Origin of the sequence: Culturomica massiliensis (genome assembly GCF_900091655.1) — a bacterium.
Classification (GTDB): domain Bacteria; phylum Bacteroidota; class Bacteroidia; order Bacteroidales; family Marinifilaceae; genus Culturomica; species Culturomica massiliensis.
Genome location: NZ_LT594621.1, coordinates 2,344,897 through 2,366,851, shown reverse-complemented (window position 1 = coordinate 2,366,851; position 21,955 = coordinate 2,344,897). Strand labels below are relative to the sequence as shown.

Here is a 21,955-nt window from a genome sequence, read left to right as displayed (position 1 = left end):
CTAAAATTTTATCTTTATTTATAGACGGAAGTCATCCTGGAAAATTGAGCTGCACAGCATGAGAATTCAGGCTTTCAGCTTCTTCTGCACCGCTTCCAGAGGTTGTCACCGGAAGGAATAAAATGTTTGAGACACATTGGGGATACAGGCGACCAACGGCGTAAAAGGAGGGCCGGACCGGAATGAAATGTAAATTCCGGAATTTATAGCTTCTTTTTCTGAAAATATTCTTTCAATCGGGTAAAATCTTGTACTTTTGTTAGCACTAGATTATAAGCCTGAAGATATGTACAATGTAAAATCAAAAGTAGCGGAGGAGTTTATTGACGACGCAGAGATTTTATCTACCATAGAATATGCCCAAGCCAATAAAAATAACCGGCAGCTGATAGAAAGCCTGATAGAACGGGCCCGGAATTGTAAAGGACTGACACATCGTGAAGCAGCCTTGTTGCTCGAATGCGAAGATCCCGGTCTTATAGAGAAGATGTTTGAGGTTGCCAAAGAAATCAAGCAAAAATTTTACGGCAACCGTATTGTTATGTTTGCTCCGCTGTATTTATCCAACTACTGTGTGAATGGCTGTGTTTATTGTCCCTATCATGCGAAAAACAAGACGATAGCACGCCGTAAACTGACCCAGGAGGAAATCCGTCAGGAGGTGATCGCCCTTCAGGACATGGGACATAAGCGTCTTGCCCTTGAAGCCGGAGAGCATCCGGCGATGAATCCCATAGAGTATATTCTGGAGAGTATAAAGACAATATATTCCATTAAGCATAAGAACGGAGCTATCCGCCGCGTGAATGTCAATATTGCGGCAACGACGGTGGAAAATTATCAGAAATTGCGGGATGCGGGAATAGGTACTTATATTCTTTTTCAGGAAACTTACCATAAGAAGAATTACGAAGCTTTACATCCCAGCGGTCCTAAGAGCAACTACGCCTATCATACCGAAGCGATGGACCGTGCGATGGAAGCAGGGATAGATGACGTGGGTATTGGAGTATTGTACGGATTGAATACCTATCGTTATGATTTTATCGGGTTGCTGATGCATGCGGAACATTTGGAAGCGACATTCGGGGTCGGACCGCACACAATCAGTGTACCTCGTTTGTGTGATGCCGATGATATCGATACGGATGATTTTGCCAATACTGTTCCCGACGATATTTTCCGGCGAATTGTAGCCGTGATCCGGATTGCGGTGCCTTACACCGGGATGATTGTTTCTACCCGGGAATCTCAAGCTTCCCGGGAAAAAGTGCTGGATATCGGTGTGTCGCAGATCAGTGGCGGATCGCATACCAGTGTCGGCGGATATGTCAATAAGGAGGAATTTGATGAAACGACTTCTCAGTTCGATGTTTCCGACCGCCGTACTTTGGACGAGGTGGTGTCGTGGTTGCTGGATTTAGGATATATTCCAAGTTTTTGTACGGCTTGTTATCGTGCCGGACGTACAGGCGACCGTTTTATGTCTTTGGTAAAGTCAGGACAGATAGCCAATTGCTGTCAGCCGAATGCCTTGATGACGTTGAAAGAGTATTTGGAAGATTATGCTTCGCCGGAGACCCGTTTGAAGGGAGAACGGATGATTGAAGCAGAAATGCAGCGGGTGCCTAACGAGAAAGTACGTTGTATTGCTGTGGAAAATCTGGAAAGAATTGCCAAAGGCGAACGGGATTTCAGGTTCTGATTCCAGAAATATTCCGATGATGATTTGATATATCGGGAGCAGCTTATCGGTAAAGCTGTTCCCGATATATTGTTTAGAGAAAGCTTTATGTTTATTTCCGGTTATATGTACAAACGGACCCGGTTTTCGGAAAAAATCCCAATCGGTATGAATTTTAAGCCGGCATAAATCAGCCTGTTATTTTTTAATTTAAAGTTTGATTCTCTTTGACCGGGAGATCGGAATCTTTGGGAACAATATGAGATTGTAAATCGTAAATTAAAAATTTACGGGAAGCAAAGTATTATATGGTATAAATTGAAAAATCAGGTAAGGATATGAAGGCAATGGTATTGAAGAAATTCGGAGGGATAGAGAACTTTGTATTGGAGGATATTTCGAAGCCGCAAGTAAAGGCGGGAGAGGTATCGGTCCGGGTTATAGCGATCGGTCTTGATCCGATTGATGTGAAAACCCGCAGAGGGGGCGGGGTGGCTTCCGGGTATGAAGGGGATGCTCCGATGGTATTGGGATGGAGTATTTCCGGAATTGTGGATCGGGTAGGGCCGGGGGTCGAGAATTTTTCAGCCGGAGACGCTGTTTTCGGAACAGTAAATTTTCCGGGGCGGGGAGGTGCCTATGCTGAATATGTTGTGGCTCCCGCCGGCCAGCTGGCCCGGAAACCGTCCGGAATTTCTTTTACGGATGCAGCCGGGGCTACATTGGCGGCTTTGACAGCCTGGCAGGCGTTGGTAGACAGGGGGCATGTGAAGCAAGGCGATAAGGTGCTTGTTCATGGGGCTGCCGGAGGAGTCGGAAGTTTTGCCGTACAGATCGCTAAATTTTTCGGGGCCTGTGTAATAGGAACAGCTTCCGGTGAAGATATCGGTTGCGTGAAACAACTCGGAGCAGATGAGGTGATTGATTATAAAAATCAACGGTTTGAAGAGATTACTTCCGGATTCGACCTGATCCTGGATACGATCGGAGGGGAAAATTTTGTGCGTTCATTAAAAGTGCTCAAACCGGAAGGGGTGATTGTATTGTTGCCTTCGGATAAAAAAGACGAAGCGGAAAAGGTGATGCAGGACCGGTATATCCGGAATTATTATCACATACTTGTACATCCCAATGGAAGAGAAATGCAAAAGATAGCTTCTTTACTTGGGACGGAAGACATAAAAGTAAGGATTGGTAAAGTTTTTCCTTTCAGGCAGTTGCCTGAAGCCCATGCAGCTTTAGAAAACAGAAAAGTCAGAGGAAAGATCGTTGTTTCCTTAGCCGATTTGGGTGGAGAGATGTCGGTTTGTTAGGAATTATTAAAGGACGGTGTAACAAATGTGACGTTCATTGAAGGCCGGAGCTATTATCTTTGTACAAAAAAGATAGTAAATTGATGAAAGGAAAGAGAAAAATTATCAGCATAGACGAGTCGTTGTGTAATGGATGTGGTGCTTGTGTTGCCGGATGTCATGAAGGAGCTTTACAATTGATAGATGGAAAAGCCCGGATTGTGAGTGAACTTTATTGTGACGGCTTGGGGGCTTGTATCGGAGAATGTCCTGCCGGAGCAATAACGATAGAAGAACGGGAAGCGATGCCTTATGACGAGCGGGCTGTAATGGCCCGGATTGTGCCCCAGGGAGAAGAAACCGTTAAAGCCCATTTGGAACACTTACAAAAACACGGAGAGACGGCTTATGTCCGTCAGGCCCTTGACTATTTGAAAGAGTCCGGGATAATGATGAATTTTTTACTTTCTGGCCCGGAGGATAGAGAAACCTCATCCGGCATGGGAAAACCTTTGCCTTGCGGATGTCCCGGTAGTATGTCCCGTTCTTTTGTCGCTCCGGCTAAAATTTCCGGGACGACTCATGGGGAAGTTCAATTACCGTCACAGCTTAGTCAATGGCCGGTGCAATTACATCTGCTGAATCCCCAAGCCGGTCATTTCCAAGGTGCGGATGTTGTATTGGCAGCCGATTGTACGGCTTATGCCTACGGGGATTTTCATCGTCGTTTCCTTCGGAACCGTACGCTTGCAATTGCTTGTCCCAAATTAGACTGTAATAAAGAATCTTACGTGGCCAAACTCGTCGGTATGATCGATTCGGCCGGGATCAATACATTGACTGTTGTTATTATGGAGGTTCCCTGTTGTGGAGGACTGGTACGCATTGCCCGGATGGCAGCAGAACAGGCAAGCCGTAAAGTACCCCTTAAAAAAGTGGTTGTTGGTGTACAAGGGGAGATTGTAGAAGAAACCTGGCTTTCTTAAATATGCCTCGATAATCCCGCCAAACGATTTCTGATACGACTGAGCGATTGAGCGGTGATTCCCAGATAGGACGCGATGTATTTCAAAGGAACAGCCCGGATGATTTCGGGTTGTTTTTCCAGGAGGGTGACATAGCGTTCTAAGGCCGTACGATTGTATGAGTCCAGCCAGGCCACCTCGATTTCAAGCATGAAATTTTCGAGTATTTTCCGGCCTAAATTGGCCAGGGAAATAGAAGACTGAAACAGTTGTTCCAGTTTGGATCTGGACAGGCAATAGGCTTCGCTGTCCGTTACGACTTCCAGGGTCAGGTGTGAAGGAAGATTCGAAGTATATCCCCATACAGAGAGAGCCATTTCTCCTTCGGAGACAAACCATAACGTCACTTCGACTCCGTCTTTAAATGTATATGCCCGCCATACGCCTTGGGTGATAAAATACAGGTTACTGTTTATTTCCCGTTCATGGACGACAATATCTTTCGGGGTAAAGGATATTTTTTCCGCGTCTTTCAGTAACAGCCGGATTTCCTGCCCGGAGACGGCAAAATGTTCGGCTATTTTCTCGAAGGTATTGTCTTTCATTGTTTTTTACCTTGTTTTAAATAATAGAGGACAATGATTACAAAGGTAAATAATTCTGTGAATGGGACAGCTAACCAGATGCCTTTAATCCCTAAAATAAGCGGAAGACAAGTAAAGTTCAGGGATAAAATAACAATGCCCCGCAATACGGTAAAAATCGTTGCCGGCCGGAATGATTCGATGCTTTGATAATATCCGATGCAGACGATATTAAGTGCAAAGAAAATAAATCCGAGAGAGAACCATGGAATCCCGTGTACGGCAATTGTATATGCCGGCCCGGTATCTCCTAAAAATAAGGCTACGACAGCAGTGCATAAGGCAATCGTAAGTAATGTGGCAATCGAACCGCATATCACGGCATAGGTTACGGAGAGGCGGAATGCCTGTTTTACCCGTTTCCATTGCTTTATTCCGTAATTGTAACTGATGATGGGCTGTGTGGACTGGGCTATAGCATTGTTTATCATAAAAACAATGGGAAAGCAGTAGCAGGCGACACTGTATGCAGCAACACCGTTTTCGCCTAAATAGTGAATGAAAACGTAATTCCCTACCAATAACATACAGGCAATGGCAGCTTCACTAAGGAATGCGGAAAAGCCTAATTTTACCATATAGCCGATATTTCTTACAGTCAGGCGTATGCTTTTACGGGTGAATTTCGGCCGGTAGAGGTGTAATACATTTGCATATTTCAGTAAATAAACCAGAATCATGATGCTACCGATAACAACTGAGATTACGGATGCCAAAGCAGCTCCTGCCAGGCCGTAATCCAGCGGATATACGAAAACATAGTCTAGTACAAGGTTAATTAAGGCCGGAATAGCGCTGCATAGCATGGCGAACGTCGGTGAGCCGTCCAGTCGGATAACAAATAATCCTATACTTAACAGCATGTTGAATGCCAGAAAGGGGACGATCCAGTTCATGTATTCCAATACCAAAGGCAACAGGGCCTCCGAACTTCCCAACAGATAGGCGACATCGGTTCTGAATGCCATAACGACAGCGGATAACAGTAGTGTGAGGCAGAGAGAAACGGAAAGTGCCTGGGTAATATTGATGCAGGCAACTTTTATTTTGTGCTGTGACAGGCGGATGGAGGCGACGATTGAAGCTCCGACACCGAACATCAGGCCTATGCCGGTGGATAGCATGAAAAAAGGAGCGACGATGTTTACGGCAGCGAGGGCATCACTTCCTATCCCCCGGCCTACAAAGATACCGTCGGCAATGGTGATTGTTGCTGCAAGAACCATCCCCAACAGGGTCGGAATGAACATTTTACGAAATAATCTGGGGATATTCATTGTCCCGAAGTCAATATTGTCCTGCATCATCTCCTCTTTATGCTTAATTTCAGGCTGCAAAAGTAGGTATCCTTTTTTCGGAAAAAGTTATCGTTAGGGTAAAAAATAAACTAAAAAGTAAGCCTTAGAGAAAGGAAAATCTTATTTGCGGCGGAAAGAATTGATTTCCAGGCAGAACAGATGAAATTTTTAAATGTAAGTTTTTCAAACGGATGACGTTACAGGGGATGAGGTGATAAAGAATGGCGGAATTTATTAAATTTACCGTCCGGATTTCTCTCTCGGAATCAGTTATGGATAAAATTCGGAAATCGTATATTTCGCCTGTCATTGATATTGACGGTTTTATTGAACGGAGACCGTTGCCGGCCGTGTTTTTAGAATGGTATTGACGGTAGTCGGTTCATACTTGTATTAATTTTATAGGATTAAGATTTCAGGGGTCTTGGGGAATCTATAATTTTGCATACTAAATTTTGCTTTATGGACAGCATATTGATTATAGATGATGAGCCGCAAATACGCAAGCTGCTTTCGCGTATTATGGAGCTGGAGGGGTATGAGGTGTGGCAGGCTGCCGATTGTCAGTCGACGTTGAAACAGTTGAAGCTGCACCGGCCGCAGGTGGCCCTGTGTGATGTATTTTTGCCGGATGGGAACGGGGTGGAGTTGGTGAGCACAATAAAACGACTTTATCCGGAAATTGAGGTGATTTTACTAACGGCTCACGGAAATATTCCGGATGGGGTACAGGCTATTAAAAACGGGGCTTTTGATTATATTACGAAAGGTGACGATAATAATAAGATCATCCCGCTGATCAGCCGGGCTATGGAACAGGCCAAAAAAAATATAGGAGAAAATGTAAGTAAGGATGTGTCTGTTATAGGGACGTTCGATATGATTCTGGGAAAATCGGCTTGTTTGCAGGAAGCGGTGAAACTGGCACAGAAAGTTGCTGCAACGGATGTCACTGTATTACTGACAGGCGAAACCGGGACGGGGAAAGAAGTATTTGCACAGGCGATTCATTATAACAGTCGTCGCCGTGAACGTGCGTTTATGGCCGTCAATTGCTCTGCATTTAGCAAAGATTTACTGGAAAGTGAATTATTCGGGCATAAAGCGGGAGCCTTTACCGGGGCTGTAAAAGATAAAAAAGGACTTTTTGAAGTGGCAGATAACGGAACAATTTTTCTCGATGAAATCGGAGAAATGGCTTACGATTTGCAAGCCAAACTGTTGCGGGTGCTTGAAACAGGAGAGTATATTAAAATCGGGGATACGAAACCGACTAAGGTAGATCTGCGGATTATTTCTGCTACCAACCGCGATTTGAAAAAAGAGGTTGTAGAGGGACATTTCAGAGAGGATCTGTATTATCGTTTGTCCGTTTTTCAAATTCATTTGCCTCCGTTGCGTGAGCGTCGGGAAGATATCGAATTATTGGCCCGTTCTTTTGTGCGTCTTTTCTCCCGAAAACTGAATAAAGAGATCGGGAGTATCACTCCCGGTTATTTGAATGTTTTGCAAACTAACGAATGGAAAGGGAATATCCGGGAATTGCGTAATGTGATCGAACGTAGTATGATCGTTTGTGACGGTCAGCTCACAGTGGAGGACTTACCTTTTGAGTTGCAAAATATCCATGTAGCCGATGCCGGTAGTCTGAATTATCCGGAATTTGAATTGGCAGCGGTCGAGAAACGTCATATTGCCCGGGTGCTTCAATATACACGCGGTAATAAAACAGAGGCGTCCCGTTTATTGAAAATCGGTTTGACGACCTTATATCGTAAAATTGAAGAATACGGACTTTCATGATGCTGTCGCTGTATTTCAGTGTGTAAATTGTTTGACAGCCTGATTCGTTATCGGATTTTTCGAATCTGCAATCGTCAATCTACAATCACGAATCGTGGTTTATAAATTAAAAACTGTATCATTTTGGTAAGGGACCTTTTCATTTTGGAAAGGTCTTTTTGTTTTTATTTTTACCCTTCTCTCTGTATCTCTTTATCTATCAAAATGTTTTGAATGCTGTCGTCGTTGTGGCACGAGCTTGGCATATTCGTCAATCGGTTAATGATAATATTTATTTAATAAAATGATTATGGACTTCATTTCGATTGGATTTTTAGTGTGTGTACTGAGCGGGATTGCTTGCTTTTGGTTTTTCTTCAAATGCATAGATTGGTTTGAAAAGATTTAATAAAAAGGAGGAATTGTAGGATGTATACGGTTTTATTTATTCTCAGTATTGTGATGTTCGGGTATCTGTTGTATGTGCTGATAAAGCCCGAAGAATTTTAAAATGATGTAGTATGAATGCGGAAATTTTAGGGGTAATCGTGCAAATTGTTCTGATGGTAGCGATCAGTTATCCGTTGGGAAAATATATTGCTAAAGTTTTTAAAGGTGAAAAGACGTGGATGGATTTCATGAAACCCATCGAGTGCTGGATTTTTAAATTGAGTGGTATTCATCCGGAAAAAGAGATGAACTGGAAACAGTTTCTGAAAGCTTTACTGACGGTGAATTTATGTTGGTTTCTTTGGGGAATGCTGTTGTTAGTCCTGCAAGGTGTCTTGCCGCTGAATCCGGATGGTAATCCCGGACAGACGGCTCATCAGGCATTCAATACCTGTATCAGCTTTATGGTGAACTGTAACCTGCAGCATTATAGCGGTGAAAGCGGATTGACTTATTTTACCCAGTTGTTTGTAATTATGTTGTTTCAATTCATTACCGCTGCCTGCGGTATGGCTGCGATGGCCGGAATTATGAAAGCTCTGGCGGCAAAGACCACCCAAACAATCGGGAATTTCTGGAATTATTTGGTACTGAGTTGCACCCGTATTCTGTTGCCGCTTTCGTTAATCGTCGGTTTTATTTTGATACTTCAGGGAACGCCGATGGGATTTGACGGTAAGATGGAAGTTACTACGCTGGAAGGAACGACTCAACTGGTTTCACAGGGACCGACGGCGGCGATTGTGCCGATCAAGCAGTTGGGGACCAACGGCGGTGGCTATTTCGGGGTCAATTCTTCTCATCCTTTGGAAAATCCGACTTACCTGACGAATATGGTGGAATGTATAGCGATATTGATTATTCCGATGGCCATGGTTCTTGCATTCGGATTTTATTTACGCCGTAGAAAGTTGGGATATTGTATTTATGGGGTGATGTTGGTGGCCTATTTAATCGGTGTCGGTATTAATGTTAGCCAGGAAATGGGCGGAAATCCGCGGATAGATGAGATGGGTATCGCACAGGGAAACGGAGCGATGGAGGGGAAAGAGGTGCGTTTGGGAGCAGGGGCGACGGCTTTGTGGAGTGTAACGACTACGGTTACGTCTAATGGTTCGGTTAACGGGATGCATGATTCTATGATGCCGCTTTCCGGTATGATTCAAATGCTGAATATGCAGATTAACACCTGGTTCGGAGGTGTCGGTGTCGGATGGATGAATTATTTTACGTTTATAATCATAGCCGTATTTATCAGCGGATTGATGGTGGGACGTACGCCTGAATTTCTGGGGAAAAAAGTAGAAGCGCGGGAGATGAAGATAGCCTCTATCGTTGCTTTGCTCCATCCTTTTATCATATTGGTCGGAACCGGATTGGCCGCCTGGCTTTTTGTCCATGCTCCCGGATTTGTGACGGGTGAAGGCGGATGGTTGAATAATCCCGGATATCGTGGATTGGGGGAGATGCTGTATGAATATACTTCCTCGGCTGCCAATAATGGATCCGGTTTTGAAGGCTTGGGTGACAACACCTGGTTCTGGAATTTTTCCTGTGGTTTGGTACTGATATTGGGACGTTTTCTGCCTATCGTCGGGCAAGTTGCCATCGCCGGGTTGTTGGCCCAGAAAAAGTTTATACCTGAAAGTGCCGGTACACTCAAGACGGATACGGTGACTTTCAGTGTGATGACTTTTGCGGTCATATTTATTGTAGCTGCATTGTCGTTCTTCCCGGTACAGGCGTTGAGCACAATAGCCGAGCATCTCAGTTTGTGATACCGGGGGATTTCAAGTGTTTCCGGATATGGTTTAAGGGGTTTGATTTGTTGGAATAATAAATTTAAAATATGAGAAATAATAATACATCCTCCCTGTTTCAAAAAGATCAGGTGAGGGAAAGTTTGAAACAATCATTCGTGAAATTGAATCCGCGATTGATGATTAAGAATCCGATTATGTTTACGGTGGAGGTTTGCACGGTCGTCATGTTTTTTGTGATGCTGTATTCTGCTGTTAACGATTCGCAAGGTTCGTTTGCCTATAATACCTGGGTTTTTATAATCCTGTTTGTTACCTTGTTGTTCGCTGATTTTGCAGAGGCGATTGCAGAGGCCCGCGGTAAAGCCCAGGCCGATAGTTTGCGTAAAACCCGTGAAGAGACTCCGGCAAAATTGCAGGTAAACGGTAGAATTGTAACGGTTACCAGCTCTGAATTGAAGAAGGGGGATATTTTCATCTGCGAAGCGGGGGATATCGTACCTGCCGACGGCGAAATTATAGAAGGGCTGGCTTCTATAGATGAGAGTGCAATAACGGGAGAATCGGCACCTGTCATTCGGGAAGCCGGCGGAGATAAAAGTTCAGTGACCGGGGGAACGAAAGTTTTGTCCGACCGTATTGAAGTATTGGTTACGACTCAACCGGGAGAGAGTTTTCTGGATAAGATGATTGCTCTTGTAGAAGGGGCGTCCCGGCAGAAAACTCCGAATGAAATCGCTTTGACCATTTTGCTGGCAGCTTTTACGCTGGTGTTTGTGATTGTGTGTGTGACGCTGAAACCTTTTGCCGATTATACTGGAACGGTAATTACGATCGCTTCTTTTCTGTCTTTATTTGTTTGTCTGATTCCGACGACAATCGGCGGTTTGCTTTCTGCTATCGGTATTGCCGGAATGGACCGTGCATTGCGTGCCAATGTGATTACTAAATCCGGTAAAGCAGTGGAAACGGCCGGCGACATAGATACATTGTTGTTGGATAAGACAGGAACGATTACAATCGGTAATCGTAAGGCGACCCGGTTTTATCCTGTAAACGAAGCGGAGCATCAGGCGTTTGTCAGGGTTTGTGTACTTTCTTCCGTGTCTGATGAGACTCCGGAAGGGAAATCGATTCTCGAATTGGCCCATGAATCCGGAATCCGTATGCGTGATTTACATACGGAAGGGGCCCGGATGATTAAATTTTCGGCTGAAACGCGTTGCTCCGGTATTAATTTGAAGGACGGAACCGAGATTCGTAAAGGGGCTTTCGATACCATTCGTAAACTGACCGAATCTGCCGGATATGTATTCCCTGCGGAAGTGGCAGATCTGATACAGAATATCACAGCGAACGGAGGTACGCCACTGGTTGTGTGTGTCGATAAAAAAGTGGCCGGCGTGATTGAATTACAAGATGTTATAAAGCCGGGCATTCAGGCTCGTTTTGAACGCTTGCGGAAGATGGGGGTCAAAACCGTTATGGTAACCGGTGATAATCCCTTGACAGCTAAATATATTGCAGAAAAAGCCGGGGTCGATGATTTTATTGCGGAGGCCAAACCGGAAGATAAGATGGAATACATCAAAAAGGAACAGGCTGCCGGGAAGTTGGTCGCCATGATGGGAGATGGCACAAACGATGCACCTGCATTGGCACAGGCAAATGTGGGGGTTGCAATGAACAGTGGGACTCAGGCGGCAAAGGAAGCCGGTAATATGGTGGATCTGGATAATGATCCGACGAAGTTGATCGAGATTGTCGAGATCGGTAAACAGTTGCTGATGACCCGTGGTACGTTGACTACTTTTTCCATTGCCAATGATGTGGCGAAGTATTTTGCCATCGTGCCCGCTTTGTTTATGTTATCGATTCCTGAGTTGGCTGCATTGAATATCATGGGATTGCATAGTCCGGAAAGTGCCATTTTATCGGCAATCATTTTCAACGCAATCATTATCCCGATTTTGATTCCGCTGGCATTGCGGGGAGTGCAGTATAAACCGGTCGGGGCTTCGGCTTTACTTCGCCGTAATCTGTTGATATATGGCTTGGGTGGTGTAATTGTTCCGTTTATAGGGATTAAGTTGATCGATTTGTTGATCGGTTTGTTCTTTTAATGATGGTTGCACTTCGGTTTTATTTTCAAAATTCGCTGAATACAGCGTATATTGAGACGTTTGTGTGTTATCATTTATTATATGTATTTAATAGAAATTTAGTATGAATAACTTTATAAAATCATTGCGGCTTACGGTTGTTTTTTGTCTTTTCTTTTCGGTATTTTATATTTTGATATTGTGGTTGTTTGCCAAAGTAGCCGGACCGAATTCGGGAAATGCCGATGTGGCTATATTGAACAGTAAGGTTGTCGGAGCCGCGAATGTCGGACAGATGTTTACCCAAGACTGCTATTTCTGGGGACGTCCTTCCTGTGCCGGTGCCGGTTATGATGCTGCTAACTCTTGCGGGAGTAATAAGGGCCCGACGAATGAAGCATATCTGGCAGAAGTGAATGTCCGTATCGACAGTTTTCTTGTTTATCATCCCTATCTGAGTCGTAAAGATGTGCCTGCCGAGATGGTTACGGCAAGCGGTTCCGGCCTGGACCCTCATATTACGCCCGAAAGTGCTTATGTACAGATGGAACGTGTGGCTAAAGCCCGCGGGATGGATGTTATCTCTGTAAAAGCGATTGTCGACGAGCTTGTAGAGAAGCCGTTGCTGGGTATATTGGGAACGGAAAAAGTAAATGTATTGAGGTTGAATATTGCCTTGGAAGAGGCTCGGAAAAACAAATGAGAGAATTGTAATTTTTGTGATCGATATGAAAAAGATAATATTGTTTTGTGTGTTGGGTATTGTCATAAAGACAGAAATGAAAGCACAATCAACCTTCGGTGTAACCGGAAAGATTGATTTTGTCAGTGATTATATCTGGCGCGGAGCTTACCAGAATTCCGGTTTTTCGTTACAACCGGCTCTGGGCGTATCTTATGGAGATCTTGCCTTAACAGCCTGGGGAAGTCAAAGTTTGACAAAAACGGACGGAGCACAGGAGGTCGATCTGACTTTAAGTTATACCTTGGGACGTTTCGGAATTGCGGTGACCGATTATTGGTGGAACGGGATCAGTAGTCCCTATGGTGATTATAAGCATGATCATCATTTTGAGGCTGCATTGAGCTGTTCTGTCAGTGAGACGTTCCCCTTGACACTGGGATGGGCGACCATGTTTGCGGGGGGAGACGATAACGATGAAGGGGACCGTGCTTTTTCCACTTATATTTCTGTATCGTACAGCTTTCATGGCCCGGCAGATATTCAACTGACCCCGCTTGTCGGCTTTACTCCCTGGCAAGGAATGTATGATGCCGATGGAGCCAATATAACCGATATTTCATTTAAGGCAAGTAAATATCTGCAGGTGACGGATCGTTTTTCATTTCCTGTATTTATTCAGGCGATTGCGTCGCCGGTTTATGATAAGGCTTATTTGATCGGAGGTGTCGGTCTCGGATTTTAAAAACCGGAGCTTTCGGGCTGAATACATTCTTCGGGTGGCTTTACCTGAAGGACTGCTTTGTAAACTTTACGAATGTTGAATTTATAAACCGTTCTATGAGCAGAGAAGAAAACGTACAACACTTTCTGGACCTGATAAGGCGTTCCCGGCGGGGAAAGTTTAAGATATACATCGGTATGATAGCCGGAGTCGGAAAGACGTATCGTATGCTGCAGGAGGCGCATGAATTACTGGAAAACGGCATTGATGTACAGATCGGTTATATCGAGACACACGGACGGGCAGGCACCGAAATATTACTGGACGGTTTGCCCCTGATTCCCCGTAAAGGAATATTTTACAAAGGCAAGGAGCTGGAAGAGATGGACCTGGATCGTATTCTTCTTTTGCATCCCGAATTGGTGATTGTAGATGAGCTCGCCCATACCAATGTCGAAGGAAGCCGTAATGAAAAGCGCTGGCAGGATGTACTGGAATTATTGGATGCAGGAATCAATGTGATTTCAGCAGTCAATATCCAGCATATTGAAAGTCTCAATGAAGAGGTGAGAAGTATTGCGGGAATTGAAGTGAAAGAACGTATTCCCGATAAGGTTTTGCAGGATGCCGATGAGGTGGTGAATATCGATTTGACAGCGGAAGAGTTGATAAATCGGTTAAAGGCCGGAAAAGTTTACCGGCCGGAAAAAATACAGGTGGCGTTAAATAATTTTTTTAAAACCGAAAATATTCTTCAATTGCGGGAGCTGGCTTTGAAAGAAGTGGCTTTCCGGGTGGAAAAAAAGGTGGAAAATGAGGTCGTATCGGGAGATGTTGGGGTTCGTCACGAGAAATTTTTAGCTTGTATCAGTACAAATGAAAAAACGCCCCGTCATATTATCCGTAAAGCTGCCCGGTTGGCAACGCATTACAACACGACTTTCATTACACTTTATGTGCAGACACCCGGAGAGCGTTCCGACCGTATTGATTTAGCCTCTCAACGGCATTTGCTGAATCATTTTAAACTGGCAACGGAACTGGGCGGGGAGGTGGTACAAATAGTATCGCCTCATGTGATAGATACGATTATCGAAATCTGCCGTAGTCGCCAGATTACAACCGTGTGTATGGGACAACCGGCTTTTCAGATGCCTTCCTCATTATTGAAGATTTCAAAATACCGAAAATTTTTGAGAGCTTTAAAAGAAATGAGTATTGATTTGATTATACTTGCATAACGAAAGCTTGCGGATAGTGTTTATAAACAAATTGATTATGAATATAAAAGCTAAATTAACGATCGGTATTGGTGTTTTGGTTGCCATGATTGTATTGCTGGTTGTACTGGCGGTGGTAAATTTGCAGATATTGACGGCAACCGATCCGGACAGTCCGGCTGCCGGTCCGGGGTTATACCGTGCATTGATTTGGATTTCAGTGGTCGGCGTCGCTTGTATCGCTATCGGGTTTACCATGCTATTACGCTTGCCTTCTGCTATTAATAAACCGATTAAGGAACTGACAGATGCAATTCTGGAGATTGCGAATCACAATTATGAAAAGCGTTTGGATATCCGGGATAATGCGGAATTTGCCGAAGTGTCCCGGAATTTTAACAGGATGGCTCAGCGTCTTGCCGATTATCATGCCAGTACATTAGCTGAAATGATGGCTGCCAAAAAGTATATGGAGACGATTATCAATAGCATTAACGAACCGATTATCGGTTTGAATAATGAGATGGAGATTTTGTTTGTCAATGATGAGGCGTTGAATGTGTTTGGTTTGAAGCGGAACGATGTGCTCCGGCATTCGGCCCAGGAAATCGCTTTGCGGAACGATTTATTGAGAAAGTTGATCCGGGAATTAATCGGAGATATTCCTCAGGGAAAAAAAGAACCGTTGAAAATTTATGCTGATAATAAAGAAAGCTATTTTCAGGCTAAATACATGACGATTACCCAAACAAAGACGGACAACCGGACTCCGGAAAAGAAGGGATATGTTATTTTATTGAAAAATATTACCGAATTTAAGGAGCTCGATTCGGCTAAAACGACTTTTATTTCGACAATTTCGCATGAATTGAAGACTCCGATTTCGGCTATATTGATGAGTTTAAGATTGTTGGAAGACAAACGGGTCGGAGCTTTGAATCCTGAACAGGAAGAATTGTCCGGCAGTATCAAAGAAAATGCGGACCGATTGCTTGATATTACCGGAGAATTGCTGAATATGACCCAGGTAGAATCCGGTAAGTTGCAATTGAAACCTAAGATTACAAAACCGATAGAATTGATAGAATATGCCATTAAAGCCAATCAGGTACAGGCGGAGAAATTCAATATTCAGATAGAAGTAGAATATCCCGAAGATAAGATAAACAAACTGTTTGTCGATAGTGAAAAAATCGCCTGGGTACTGACGAATTTGTTGAGTAATGCAATTCGTTATTCTCATGAGAACAGCCGGGTTATCATCGGAGCCCGTAGTGTCGGTGACGGTTACATTGAAATGTATGTGCAGGATTTTGGCAAAGGCATCGATCCGCGCTATCATAAAAGTATTTTCGACCATTATTTCCGGGTTCCGGGTACCAAGGTACAAGGTAGCGGTTTAGGTCTTTCCATTTCCCGGGATTTCGTGGAGGCGCATAATGGCTCCCTTACTGTGCAGAGTGAATTGGGTAAAGGAAGTACTTTTATTATGCGATTGAAATCATAACAAGTGTTATCGGATTGCAAAAAATAGTGAATTTGCAAATATTTGTCAATTAAAAATATAACTTCGCATTGGATTAACCAAGGTCTGTATGTGCAACTTATGAAATATTTAAAAATCCGGCAAATCGTTTCGTTACTTACTTGCCTTTTACTACTTCTGGCTGTCGCCATAAATAAAGAACACAAAGTTTTCGGTATTCCGTTGACGAAAAAAAGTATTCCTGTCGGGCAATCGGATACGATTGCTACCCTCCGCCAGGCAGCTGACGGAATCCAGATTCTGACAACCGGTCAAATTGCTAAGGATATTTTCGGGTATGGGGGAAATATACCACTTGATATTTATCTGAAAGAAGGGCGTATTATTAAAATTGTAGTACTGGAAAATTCCGAAACGCCTGGATTTTTGGCAGATGTCGTTGATAACGGACTTCTTACGCAGTGGGATAACCTGTCTCCGGATGAAGCACTGGAGAAAAAAGTCGATGCCGTTTCCGGGGCGACATTTTCATCGGATGCCATTATTCTATCGGTGCAAAGGGCCATGCAATACTTGAAAAGTGTCCCTTCGGCATCCAGTCAAAGTATACTTCCGAGTCTGGATTTTAAATTTTTTTGTGTTCTCTTGGTCGTCCTGTTGGGGCTGATCGTTCCCTGGATGACAAAATCTCCTAAAATCAGATTGTTTCAATTGATACTGAATGTTGTCATTTTGGGATTCTGGAGTGGAAGTTTTATATCACTGCCTTTACTGACCAACTATTTTTCCAATGGTATCCGTATCGGAACCGCCCTTATTCCGTTGTTACTTTTAATTGCTGCTTTTGTCTTTCCGTTATTGGGGAAAAAAAGCCACTATTGTTCCTGGTTGTGCCCTATGGGATCTTTACAGGAATTAATCGGAAAAGCTGTCCCTTACAAATTGCCGATAAGTGCAAAAATCAATATATACCTGACCTATTTCAGGGAAAGTTTGTGGTTTTTACTTTTGTTTTTCATGTGGTTGGGGGTCGGTTTCCAGCTGATGGACTACGAGCTTTTTACGGCTTTCCTGTTTGATCAGGCTGCCTGGCCGATTATTATTGCGGCCTGTGTTTTTCTGTTGTTATCCTGTGTGATCCAAAGACCGTATTGTCGTTTCGTCTGTCCGACCGGGACCTTATTGAAACTGTCGCAACAAACCAAATAAAGTCTTCTGATTATGAATACGTCTAAAGTTCTGAACCTATTGCTGGCTATTGTACTTGTTATACTGTGCATAAAAATAGCTTTTGATACAAATGAGTCACCTTCCTCAAGCGATTCACCGTCCATTCTGGATGTCATCGCTACCAGGACAAGTGTCCGGGCTTATCAACAACAAGCCGTCGAGGAAGAAAAAGTCGAACGATTGCTTCGGGCAGCCATGGCCGCTCCTTCCGCAGTCAACAAACAACCCTGGGCTTTTATTGTTGTGAGAGAGAAAGAAACATTGGAAAAATTAGCCGCTACTCTTCCTTATGCAAAAATGACGGCTGAAGCACCACTGGCGATTGTCGTTTGCGGTGATTTAACCAAAGCTCTGGAGGGTGAAGCCGCCGATTACTGGATACAAGATGCTTCTGCTGCTACGGAAAATCTGTTATTGGCCGCCCATGGTTTAGGTTTGGGAGCCGTATGGACAGGACTTTATCCTATACCGGACAGGGTTGAAAGTGTACAACAAATACTCCGTCTGCCTCAGTATATCGTTCCGTTAAATGTCATTCCTATTGGCTATCCCGCAGAAACACCTGCCATCAAAGACAAATGGAAACCCGGGAATATTCATTATGAATATTGGGGAGAGGACTGACTGTCTTTATGGATTTCAGGTTTATGATTTTTGATTTACGATTTTAGATTGAGCCCGTAAATCTTCCTGATTCTCAGGCGTATTTTTCTTTAATCGTAAATCAAAAACAGGAATGTCCGTTGACTGCCGTTATCTTATTGTAAAGCTTTCAGCAATTCGGGTAGGAAAGAGGAAATACTGTGCTCGCATTGGGCGGTATAGAAATTTCCGTCGATAGTGAAAGCTTCATCGGTAGGAATACCTTTCTGTATTGCCGGTTTAGCCAGCGGATGTACAGCCAGTTTCCGGCCTTCGGTGATGCCTGCTATTTCAAACAGTAATGCGGCTGCACAATGGCCGATCATCAGTTTTTTATGCTCTGCAAATTCTTTGATAACGGCCAGCATATCGATGTTGAACGGTTTGTCTGCATTGTTCTGAAAAACCGGAATGGCATCTCCGCAGGCAAATACCAAGGCATCGTATTCGTCAGCATGTCCTTTGAGATGGGCAATTGTGTCATGGACTTCCAGTTTTATGCCGGAGTTCGTAGAGATGGAGGTCGAGTCGGCTACAGCAAATACTTTGTAGGAAATACCTTTTTCGAAGAAAGTTTCGAGATACTGAAACAAACCGAAGCCGTTTACAGGATTTACAGCTAGTACAGCAATTTTCTTTGTCATGATAGTTATTTTTAGTAAGTTTATTATTTTTGTATCGTAAAGTTAATGGGTCTGTGGCGGATAAACAAGAACAAACCTGTAGATAAGATACTTACACGGGTGTTACTAATGTTGGTGCACAGGCGGATAAAGTAAAGTTAAAATATGCAAAATTTCCATCATACAACGGATTGCCCGGTTCGGGATATAATCAGTCGCTTGAGTAGTAAGTGGGGAATGCTGGTGTTGTCAACGCTGCATGCGAATGAGGTGATGCGTTTCTGTGACATACAGAAAAGTATCGGTGATATTTCACAGCGGATGCTTGCCGTTACTCTCCGGACTCTGGAAGCAGATGGTTTGGTCAGTCGTAAAGTGTATCCGGAAGTGCCTCCTCGTGTGGAGTATCGGCTGACGCCGAGGGGGGATAGTCTTATGCCTTATCTGGATGGCTTGGTCGGATGGGCAATGGCCAATATGCCGCAGATTTTGGCCGAGAGAAAATTTAATAACGAAAACCAGGATTATGGAGAAAATTGCTCAAATGCGTTTCAGAAGCCAGCAACTGGCGACTCCGGCTTTTAAATGTCCGCGTGATTTGGTCGCGTGGATGGGGGCTGTACAGGCACAGGATTATGATATGTCGAAATGGGCCGTGGGGATGCGGATAGAAGGGGGAACGCTTCGGATGGTCAATGAAGCTTTGGAGAAGGGGGAAATTGTACGTACCCATATAATGCGTCCTACCTGGCATTGGGTGGCGGGAGAGGACATCCGGTGGATGTTGAAATTGTCGGGAGCACGCATAAAGAAGTGTGTAGATTTGTGGACAAAAGCAAGTGGGATTGATATTCCGGAGGATGTATATACCCGGTGTAATGATTTGCTGGGAAAAATATTGTCGGGGAACAAAAGCCTGACGAAAGAAGAAATGACGATTGAATTCAATAGAGCCGGAATTTTGACGGAGGATGAACGGGTAAGACGCTATATGCTTCGGGCAGAGGTGGAAGGCATTATTTGTAGCGGTGCCGACCGGGATGGAAAACCGACTTATGCCCTTATCGAGGAGCGTGTTGCTCCGGTACGGGAATTGAGCAAGGACGAGGCATTGGCTAAATTGGCATTGAATTATTTCAGGAGTCATTCTCCGGCGACGCTGAAAGATTTCGTATGGTGGTCCGGATTGACGGTTGCAGAAGCAAAATCGGCAATAGGGGCGATTGGAAATCAATTGATTACCATGCAGTTTGAATTACAGGAATTTTTTATTCATGAATCTTGCCGGGAAGCTATCGGGGACCACATACATTTTTTGCCTTCTTACGACGAATATTTGATCAGTTATAAAGATCGGAGTGCTGTTTTGGATCCTCAGCATTATCCGAAAGCGTTCAACAGATGGGGGATTTTTTATCCGGTACTGCTTTATAAAGGACGGATTATCGGTAATTGGAGCAGGGAGACTAAAAAAGGAAAAATCAATATTGATGTGTCCTTTTTTGAACCGGCGGACAAAGTGGAGAATGGACCGTTGAAAGCAGCCGAAAACAGATACCGGAAGTTTAGGGAAGAAAAATAGAATTTGAAAAAAACGGATTATTTTTATCGTGTAATAAAGTCAATCGGATATGGAATTAATTATGTTAGGCACAGGGAATGCCATGGTAACGAAGTGCTACAATACCTGTTTCGCCCTCCGGAACGAGGACGAATATTTTTTGGTGGATGCCGGCGGAGGAAACGGAATTTTCAATCAGCTTGAAAAAGCGGGTATTCCCTTTACCGGGATACACCGGATGTTTGTGACACATGCACATACGGACCATGTATTGGGGGTAATTTGGGTAATCCGAAAGATCGCTACCCTGATGTCGCAAGAAAAGTATACGGGTGATTTTGTAATTTACGGACACGATGAAGTCGTGAAGGCATTGACCGTTTTTTGCCAATTGACTTTGCCTCGGAAGATTGTACGGTATTTGGGCGACCGGATTCGTTTACATGAGGTTACGAACGGGGAAAAGGCGGAAGCCCTGGGGATGGAGTTACAGTTTTTTGATATTGCATCGACAAAGATGAAGCAGTTCGGTTTCCGGGCTGTATTGCCTGATGGGAAGAGATTGGTTTGCTTGGGGGATGAACCTTACAATGAAGTTTGCCGAAAATATGTGGAAGGAGCTGATTGGCTGTTGTCAGAGGCTTTTTGTCTGTATGCCGACCGGGAAATTTTTTCGCCTTACGAGAAACATCACAGTACGGCATTGGATGCGGGAAAGCTGGCTGAAGCTTTGCAGGTGCGAAATCTGGTTTTATACCATACGGAAGATAAAAACCTGGTATTCCGTAAAGAAAAATATACCGGAGAGGCTTGCTCTGTCTTTTCAGGCCATGTGTTTGTTCCCGACGATCTGGAACGCATCGGGTTGTAAAACACAGAGGAACGATCCTCTGTGTTTTTCGGGGGTTAATCTATGCTTACGGGAATTTCGATTTCGGAGAGCCATTCCTCTTCGGATTCTTTATTCCAGATGCCGTCGATATAACTGAAACGGGGACTATCTATGATTTTGTAGCCGTTTTGTTCAACAAACTCAAAGAGTTGTGCAAATGTTTGGGGAAAGGTTTCGTACCCTCCGCGATGTTTTATGCAGACGGCTATAGGGACGGCTGGTATTTCTTTAAAGCGGATTAATTCTGAGTCTTCCCTTTTTTCATTAACAGATTCACAGTATTCGATGTCGATGTTGCTTTCGTTGTATTCTTTATTGTGTTCGATGGTATAGCAATAACCCGGCTCCGGACAGGTGCATCCCAGTCGTTCCATTTCCGGACCGATAATTTTCGGGCAAAGATCGAATAATTCCCGGTATCCGTTGATGATACGACGATGACTGGCTACGATAATGGCCGGAAGCGATTTGATAAATACTTTTTCCATTTTTTTTTCTTTTTGCAGGGATTTTGCCAAGCTGTTGAGTTCATTGTAACGCCGTTGAAGTTGTTTTTGCTCGCCTTCACATTGCCTGATTTTAGCTTCGATCGCAGCTAATGAGGGTGTATGTCGACCGGTCGCAAACAGGTCCCGGATTTCTTCGAGAGAAAAACCGAGCTGTTTCAAATAGATGATGGTATTCACCTGTTGGAACTGTTCTACCGAATAGTAACGGTAACCTGTCCATTCGTCGGTTTCGTAAGGAACCAGCAATCCGATTTCTTCATAATAGCGGAGGGTTTTGACTGTTACACGGTTGAGCCTGGAAAATTCACCGATTTTAAATTTAATTTTATACTCACTCATAAACTTTTGCGCAAATGTTTCGGATGCAAAGATATACTATGCCCTAAGGTACGAGTCAAGGAATCGGGTG

Annotated in this window: 20 protein-coding genes; 16 read left to right on the top strand and 4 right to left on the bottom strand. The window is 43.9% G+C overall.

Going from position 1 to position 21,955, the window contains the following annotated elements:
• Positions 1 to 286: 286 nt before the first annotated feature.
• The 3 genes from hydG to BN8908_RS11420 all read left to right on the top strand — a co-directional run bounded on the left by hydG (position 287) and on the right by BN8908_RS11420 (position 3,962).
• Entirely contained in the window at positions 287 to 1,705 is a 1,419-nt protein-coding gene (hydG, locus tag BN8908_RS11430; protein WP_068692253.1) for a [FeFe] hydrogenase H-cluster radical SAM maturase HydG, read from the top strand.
• Positions 1,706 to 2,022: 317 nt separating this feature from the next.
• On the top strand, positions 2,023 to 2,997 hold the full coding sequence (locus BN8908_RS11425) for an NADP-dependent oxidoreductase (protein WP_068690696.1): 975 nt from the start codon (positions 2,023 to 2,025) through the stop codon (positions 2,995 to 2,997).
• A gap of 83 nt (positions 2,998 to 3,080) precedes the next feature.
• Positions 3,081 to 3,962, top strand: a complete 882-nt coding sequence (locus BN8908_RS11420; protein WP_068690694.1) for an ATP-binding protein — start codon at positions 3,081 to 3,083, stop codon at positions 3,960 to 3,962.
• Here BN8908_RS11420 and BN8908_RS11415 read toward each other — a convergent pair.
• Both BN8908_RS11415 and BN8908_RS11410 read right to left on the bottom strand, forming a co-directional pair.
• Complete coding sequence (locus BN8908_RS11415; RefSeq protein WP_021988164.1) at positions 3,959 to 4,546, bottom strand: Crp/Fnr family transcriptional regulator; 588 nt, start codon at positions 4,544 to 4,546, stop codon at positions 3,959 to 3,961. The two genes, BN8908_RS11420 and BN8908_RS11415, sit on opposite strands and share 4 nt — an antisense overlap.
• Positions 4,543 to 5,892, bottom strand: coding sequence for an MATE family efflux transporter (locus BN8908_RS11410; RefSeq protein WP_068690692.1), 1,350 nt, complete (start codon positions 5,890 to 5,892; stop codon positions 4,543 to 4,545). The genes BN8908_RS11415 and BN8908_RS11410 overlap by 4 nt, the downstream gene beginning before the upstream one ends.
• Positions 5,893 to 6,345: 453 nt before the next feature.
• Between BN8908_RS11410 and BN8908_RS11405 the strand changes: the two genes are divergently transcribed.
• From BN8908_RS11405 to BN8908_RS18540, 10 genes are all read left to right on the top strand, one after another.
• A complete protein-coding gene (locus BN8908_RS11405) occupies positions 6,346 to 7,686 on the top strand; it encodes a sigma-54-dependent transcriptional regulator (RefSeq protein ID WP_068690690.1) in 1,341 nt (446 codons plus the stop codon).
• 408 nt (positions 7,687 to 8,094) lie between these two features.
• On the top strand, positions 8,095 to 8,175 hold the full coding sequence (gene kdpF / locus BN8908_RS19165) for a K(+)-transporting ATPase subunit F (protein ID WP_068690688.1): 81 nt from the start codon (positions 8,095 to 8,097) through the stop codon (positions 8,173 to 8,175).
• 11 nt (positions 8,176 to 8,186) lie between these two features.
• Positions 8,187 to 9,893, top strand: coding sequence for a potassium-transporting ATPase subunit KdpA (gene kdpA, locus BN8908_RS11395; protein ID WP_068690686.1), 1,707 nt, complete (start codon positions 8,187 to 8,189; stop codon positions 9,891 to 9,893).
• Between the two features lie 71 nt (positions 9,894 to 9,964).
• A complete protein-coding gene (gene kdpB / locus BN8908_RS11390; protein ID WP_068690684.1) occupies positions 9,965 to 11,998 on the top strand; it encodes a potassium-transporting ATPase subunit KdpB in 2,034 nt (677 codons plus the stop codon).
• A gap of 103 nt (positions 11,999 to 12,101) precedes the next feature.
• On the top strand, positions 12,102 to 12,680 hold the full coding sequence (locus BN8908_RS11385) for a K(+)-transporting ATPase subunit C (RefSeq protein WP_068690682.1): 579 nt from the start codon (positions 12,102 to 12,104) through the stop codon (positions 12,678 to 12,680).
• A gap of 25 nt (positions 12,681 to 12,705) precedes the next feature.
• Entirely contained in the window at positions 12,706 to 13,404 is a 699-nt protein-coding gene (locus BN8908_RS11380) for a hypothetical protein (RefSeq protein ID WP_068690672.1), read from the top strand.
• A gap of 95 nt (positions 13,405 to 13,499) precedes the next feature.
• A complete protein-coding gene (locus BN8908_RS11375) occupies positions 13,500 to 14,624 on the top strand; it encodes a histidine kinase (RefSeq protein ID WP_068690671.1) in 1,125 nt (374 codons plus the stop codon).
• 37 nt (positions 14,625 to 14,661) lie between these two features.
• Positions 14,662 to 16,110: a sensor histidine kinase gene (locus BN8908_RS11370; RefSeq protein ID WP_068690669.1), complete on the top strand. Its 1,449-nt coding sequence runs from the start codon at positions 14,662 to 14,664 to the stop codon at positions 16,108 to 16,110.
• A gap of 99 nt (positions 16,111 to 16,209) precedes the next feature.
• On the top strand, positions 16,210 to 17,298 hold the full coding sequence (locus BN8908_RS18545) for an FMN-binding protein (RefSeq protein WP_068690667.1): 1,089 nt from the start codon (positions 16,210 to 16,212) through the stop codon (positions 17,296 to 17,298).
• Positions 17,299 to 17,310: 12 nt separating this feature from the next.
• Complete coding sequence (locus BN8908_RS18540) at positions 17,311 to 17,943, top strand: nitroreductase family protein (RefSeq protein ID WP_068690665.1); 633 nt, start codon at positions 17,311 to 17,313, stop codon at positions 17,941 to 17,943.
• Between the two features lie 134 nt (positions 17,944 to 18,077).
• Here BN8908_RS18540 and BN8908_RS11355 read toward each other — a convergent pair whose 3' ends face one another.
• The gene (locus BN8908_RS11355; RefSeq protein WP_068690663.1) at positions 18,078 to 18,605 is read right to left on the bottom strand and encodes a DJ-1/PfpI family protein; all 528 of its coding nucleotides are present in this window, start codon (positions 18,603 to 18,605) and stop codon (positions 18,078 to 18,080) included.
• Between the two features lie 144 nt (positions 18,606 to 18,749).
• Between BN8908_RS11355 and BN8908_RS11350 the strand changes: the two genes are divergently transcribed.
• From BN8908_RS11350 to BN8908_RS11340, 3 genes are read left to right on the top strand one after another with little or no spacing between them, the layout of a single operon-like run.
• Positions 18,750 to 19,169, top strand: coding sequence for a winged helix-turn-helix transcriptional regulator (locus BN8908_RS11350; RefSeq protein ID WP_021988176.1), 420 nt, complete (start codon positions 18,750 to 18,752; stop codon positions 19,167 to 19,169).
• Entirely contained in the window at positions 19,111 to 20,166 is a 1,056-nt protein-coding gene (locus BN8908_RS11345) for a winged helix DNA-binding domain-containing protein (protein ID WP_068690661.1), read from the top strand. Before BN8908_RS11350 ends, BN8908_RS11345 begins: the two co-directional genes overlap by 59 nt.
• Before the next feature lie 49 nt (positions 20,167 to 20,215).
• On the top strand, positions 20,216 to 21,016 hold the full coding sequence (locus BN8908_RS11340; RefSeq protein WP_021988178.1) for an MBL fold metallo-hydrolase: 801 nt from the start codon (positions 20,216 to 20,218) through the stop codon (positions 21,014 to 21,016).
• 35 nt (positions 21,017 to 21,051) lie between these two features.
• Here BN8908_RS11340 and BN8908_RS11335 read toward each other — a convergent pair whose 3' ends face one another.
• On the bottom strand, positions 21,052 to 21,885 hold the full coding sequence (locus BN8908_RS11335) for a MerR family transcriptional regulator (RefSeq protein ID WP_021988179.1): 834 nt from the start codon (positions 21,883 to 21,885) through the stop codon (positions 21,052 to 21,054).
• Between the last annotated feature and the right edge of the window lie 70 nt (positions 21,886 to 21,955).

Excerpts from the sequence above, each read along its gene's own strand:
- BN8908_RS11370 (WP_068690669.1), top strand. The coding sequence starts at position 14,662 with ATGAATATAAAAGCTAAATTAACGATCGGTATTGGTGTTTTGGTTGCC.
- BN8908_RS18545 (WP_068690667.1), top strand. The coding sequence starts at position 16,210 with ATGAAATATTTAAAAATCCGGCAAATCGTTTCGTTACTTACTTGCCTT.
- BN8908_RS11380 (WP_068690672.1), top strand. The coding sequence starts at position 12,706 with ATGAAAAAGATAATATTGTTTTGTGTGTTGGGTATTGTCATAAAGACA.
- BN8908_RS11405 (WP_068690690.1), top strand. The coding sequence starts at position 6,346 with ATGGACAGCATATTGATTATAGATGATGAGCCGCAAATACGCAAGCTG.
- BN8908_RS11425 (WP_068690696.1), top strand. The coding sequence starts at position 2,023 with ATGAAGGCAATGGTATTGAAGAAATTCGGAGGGATAGAGAACTTTGTA.
- BN8908_RS11410 (WP_068690692.1), bottom strand. The coding sequence starts at position 5,892 with ATGATGCAGGACAATATTGACTTCGGGACAATGAATATCCCCAGATTA.
- kdpA (WP_068690686.1), top strand. The coding sequence starts at position 8,187 with ATGAATGCGGAAATTTTAGGGGTAATCGTGCAAATTGTTCTGATGGTA.
- BN8908_RS11345 (WP_068690661.1), top strand. The coding sequence starts at position 19,111 with ATGGAGAAAATTGCTCAAATGCGTTTCAGAAGCCAGCAACTGGCGACT.
- kdpF (WP_068690688.1), top strand. The coding sequence starts at position 8,095 with ATGTATACGGTTTTATTTATTCTCAGTATTGTGATGTTCGGGTATCTG.
- BN8908_RS11415 (WP_021988164.1), bottom strand. The coding sequence starts at position 4,546 with ATGAAAGACAATACCTTCGAGAAAATAGCCGAACATTTTGCCGTCTCC.
- BN8908_RS11385 (WP_068690682.1), top strand. The coding sequence starts at position 12,102 with ATGAATAACTTTATAAAATCATTGCGGCTTACGGTTGTTTTTTGTCTT.
- hydG (WP_068692253.1), top strand. The coding sequence starts at position 287 with ATGTACAATGTAAAATCAAAAGTAGCGGAGGAGTTTATTGACGACGCA.
- BN8908_RS11355 (WP_068690663.1), bottom strand. The coding sequence starts at position 18,605 with ATGACAAAGAAAATTGCTGTACTAGCTGTAAATCCTGTAAACGGCTTC.
- BN8908_RS11335 (WP_021988179.1), bottom strand. The coding sequence starts at position 21,885 with ATGAGTGAGTATAAAATTAAATTTAAAATCGGTGAATTTTCCAGGCTC.
- BN8908_RS11340 (WP_021988178.1), top strand. The coding sequence starts at position 20,216 with ATGGAATTAATTATGTTAGGCACAGGGAATGCCATGGTAACGAAGTGC.
- BN8908_RS11420 (WP_068690694.1), top strand. The coding sequence starts at position 3,081 with ATGAAAGGAAAGAGAAAAATTATCAGCATAGACGAGTCGTTGTGTAAT.
- BN8908_RS18540 (WP_068690665.1), top strand. The coding sequence starts at position 17,311 with ATGAATACGTCTAAAGTTCTGAACCTATTGCTGGCTATTGTACTTGTT.
- kdpB (WP_068690684.1), top strand. The coding sequence starts at position 9,965 with ATGAGAAATAATAATACATCCTCCCTGTTTCAAAAAGATCAGGTGAGG.
- BN8908_RS11350 (WP_021988176.1), top strand. The coding sequence starts at position 18,750 with ATGCAAAATTTCCATCATACAACGGATTGCCCGGTTCGGGATATAATC.
- BN8908_RS11375 (WP_068690671.1), top strand. The coding sequence starts at position 13,500 with ATGAGCAGAGAAGAAAACGTACAACACTTTCTGGACCTGATAAGGCGT.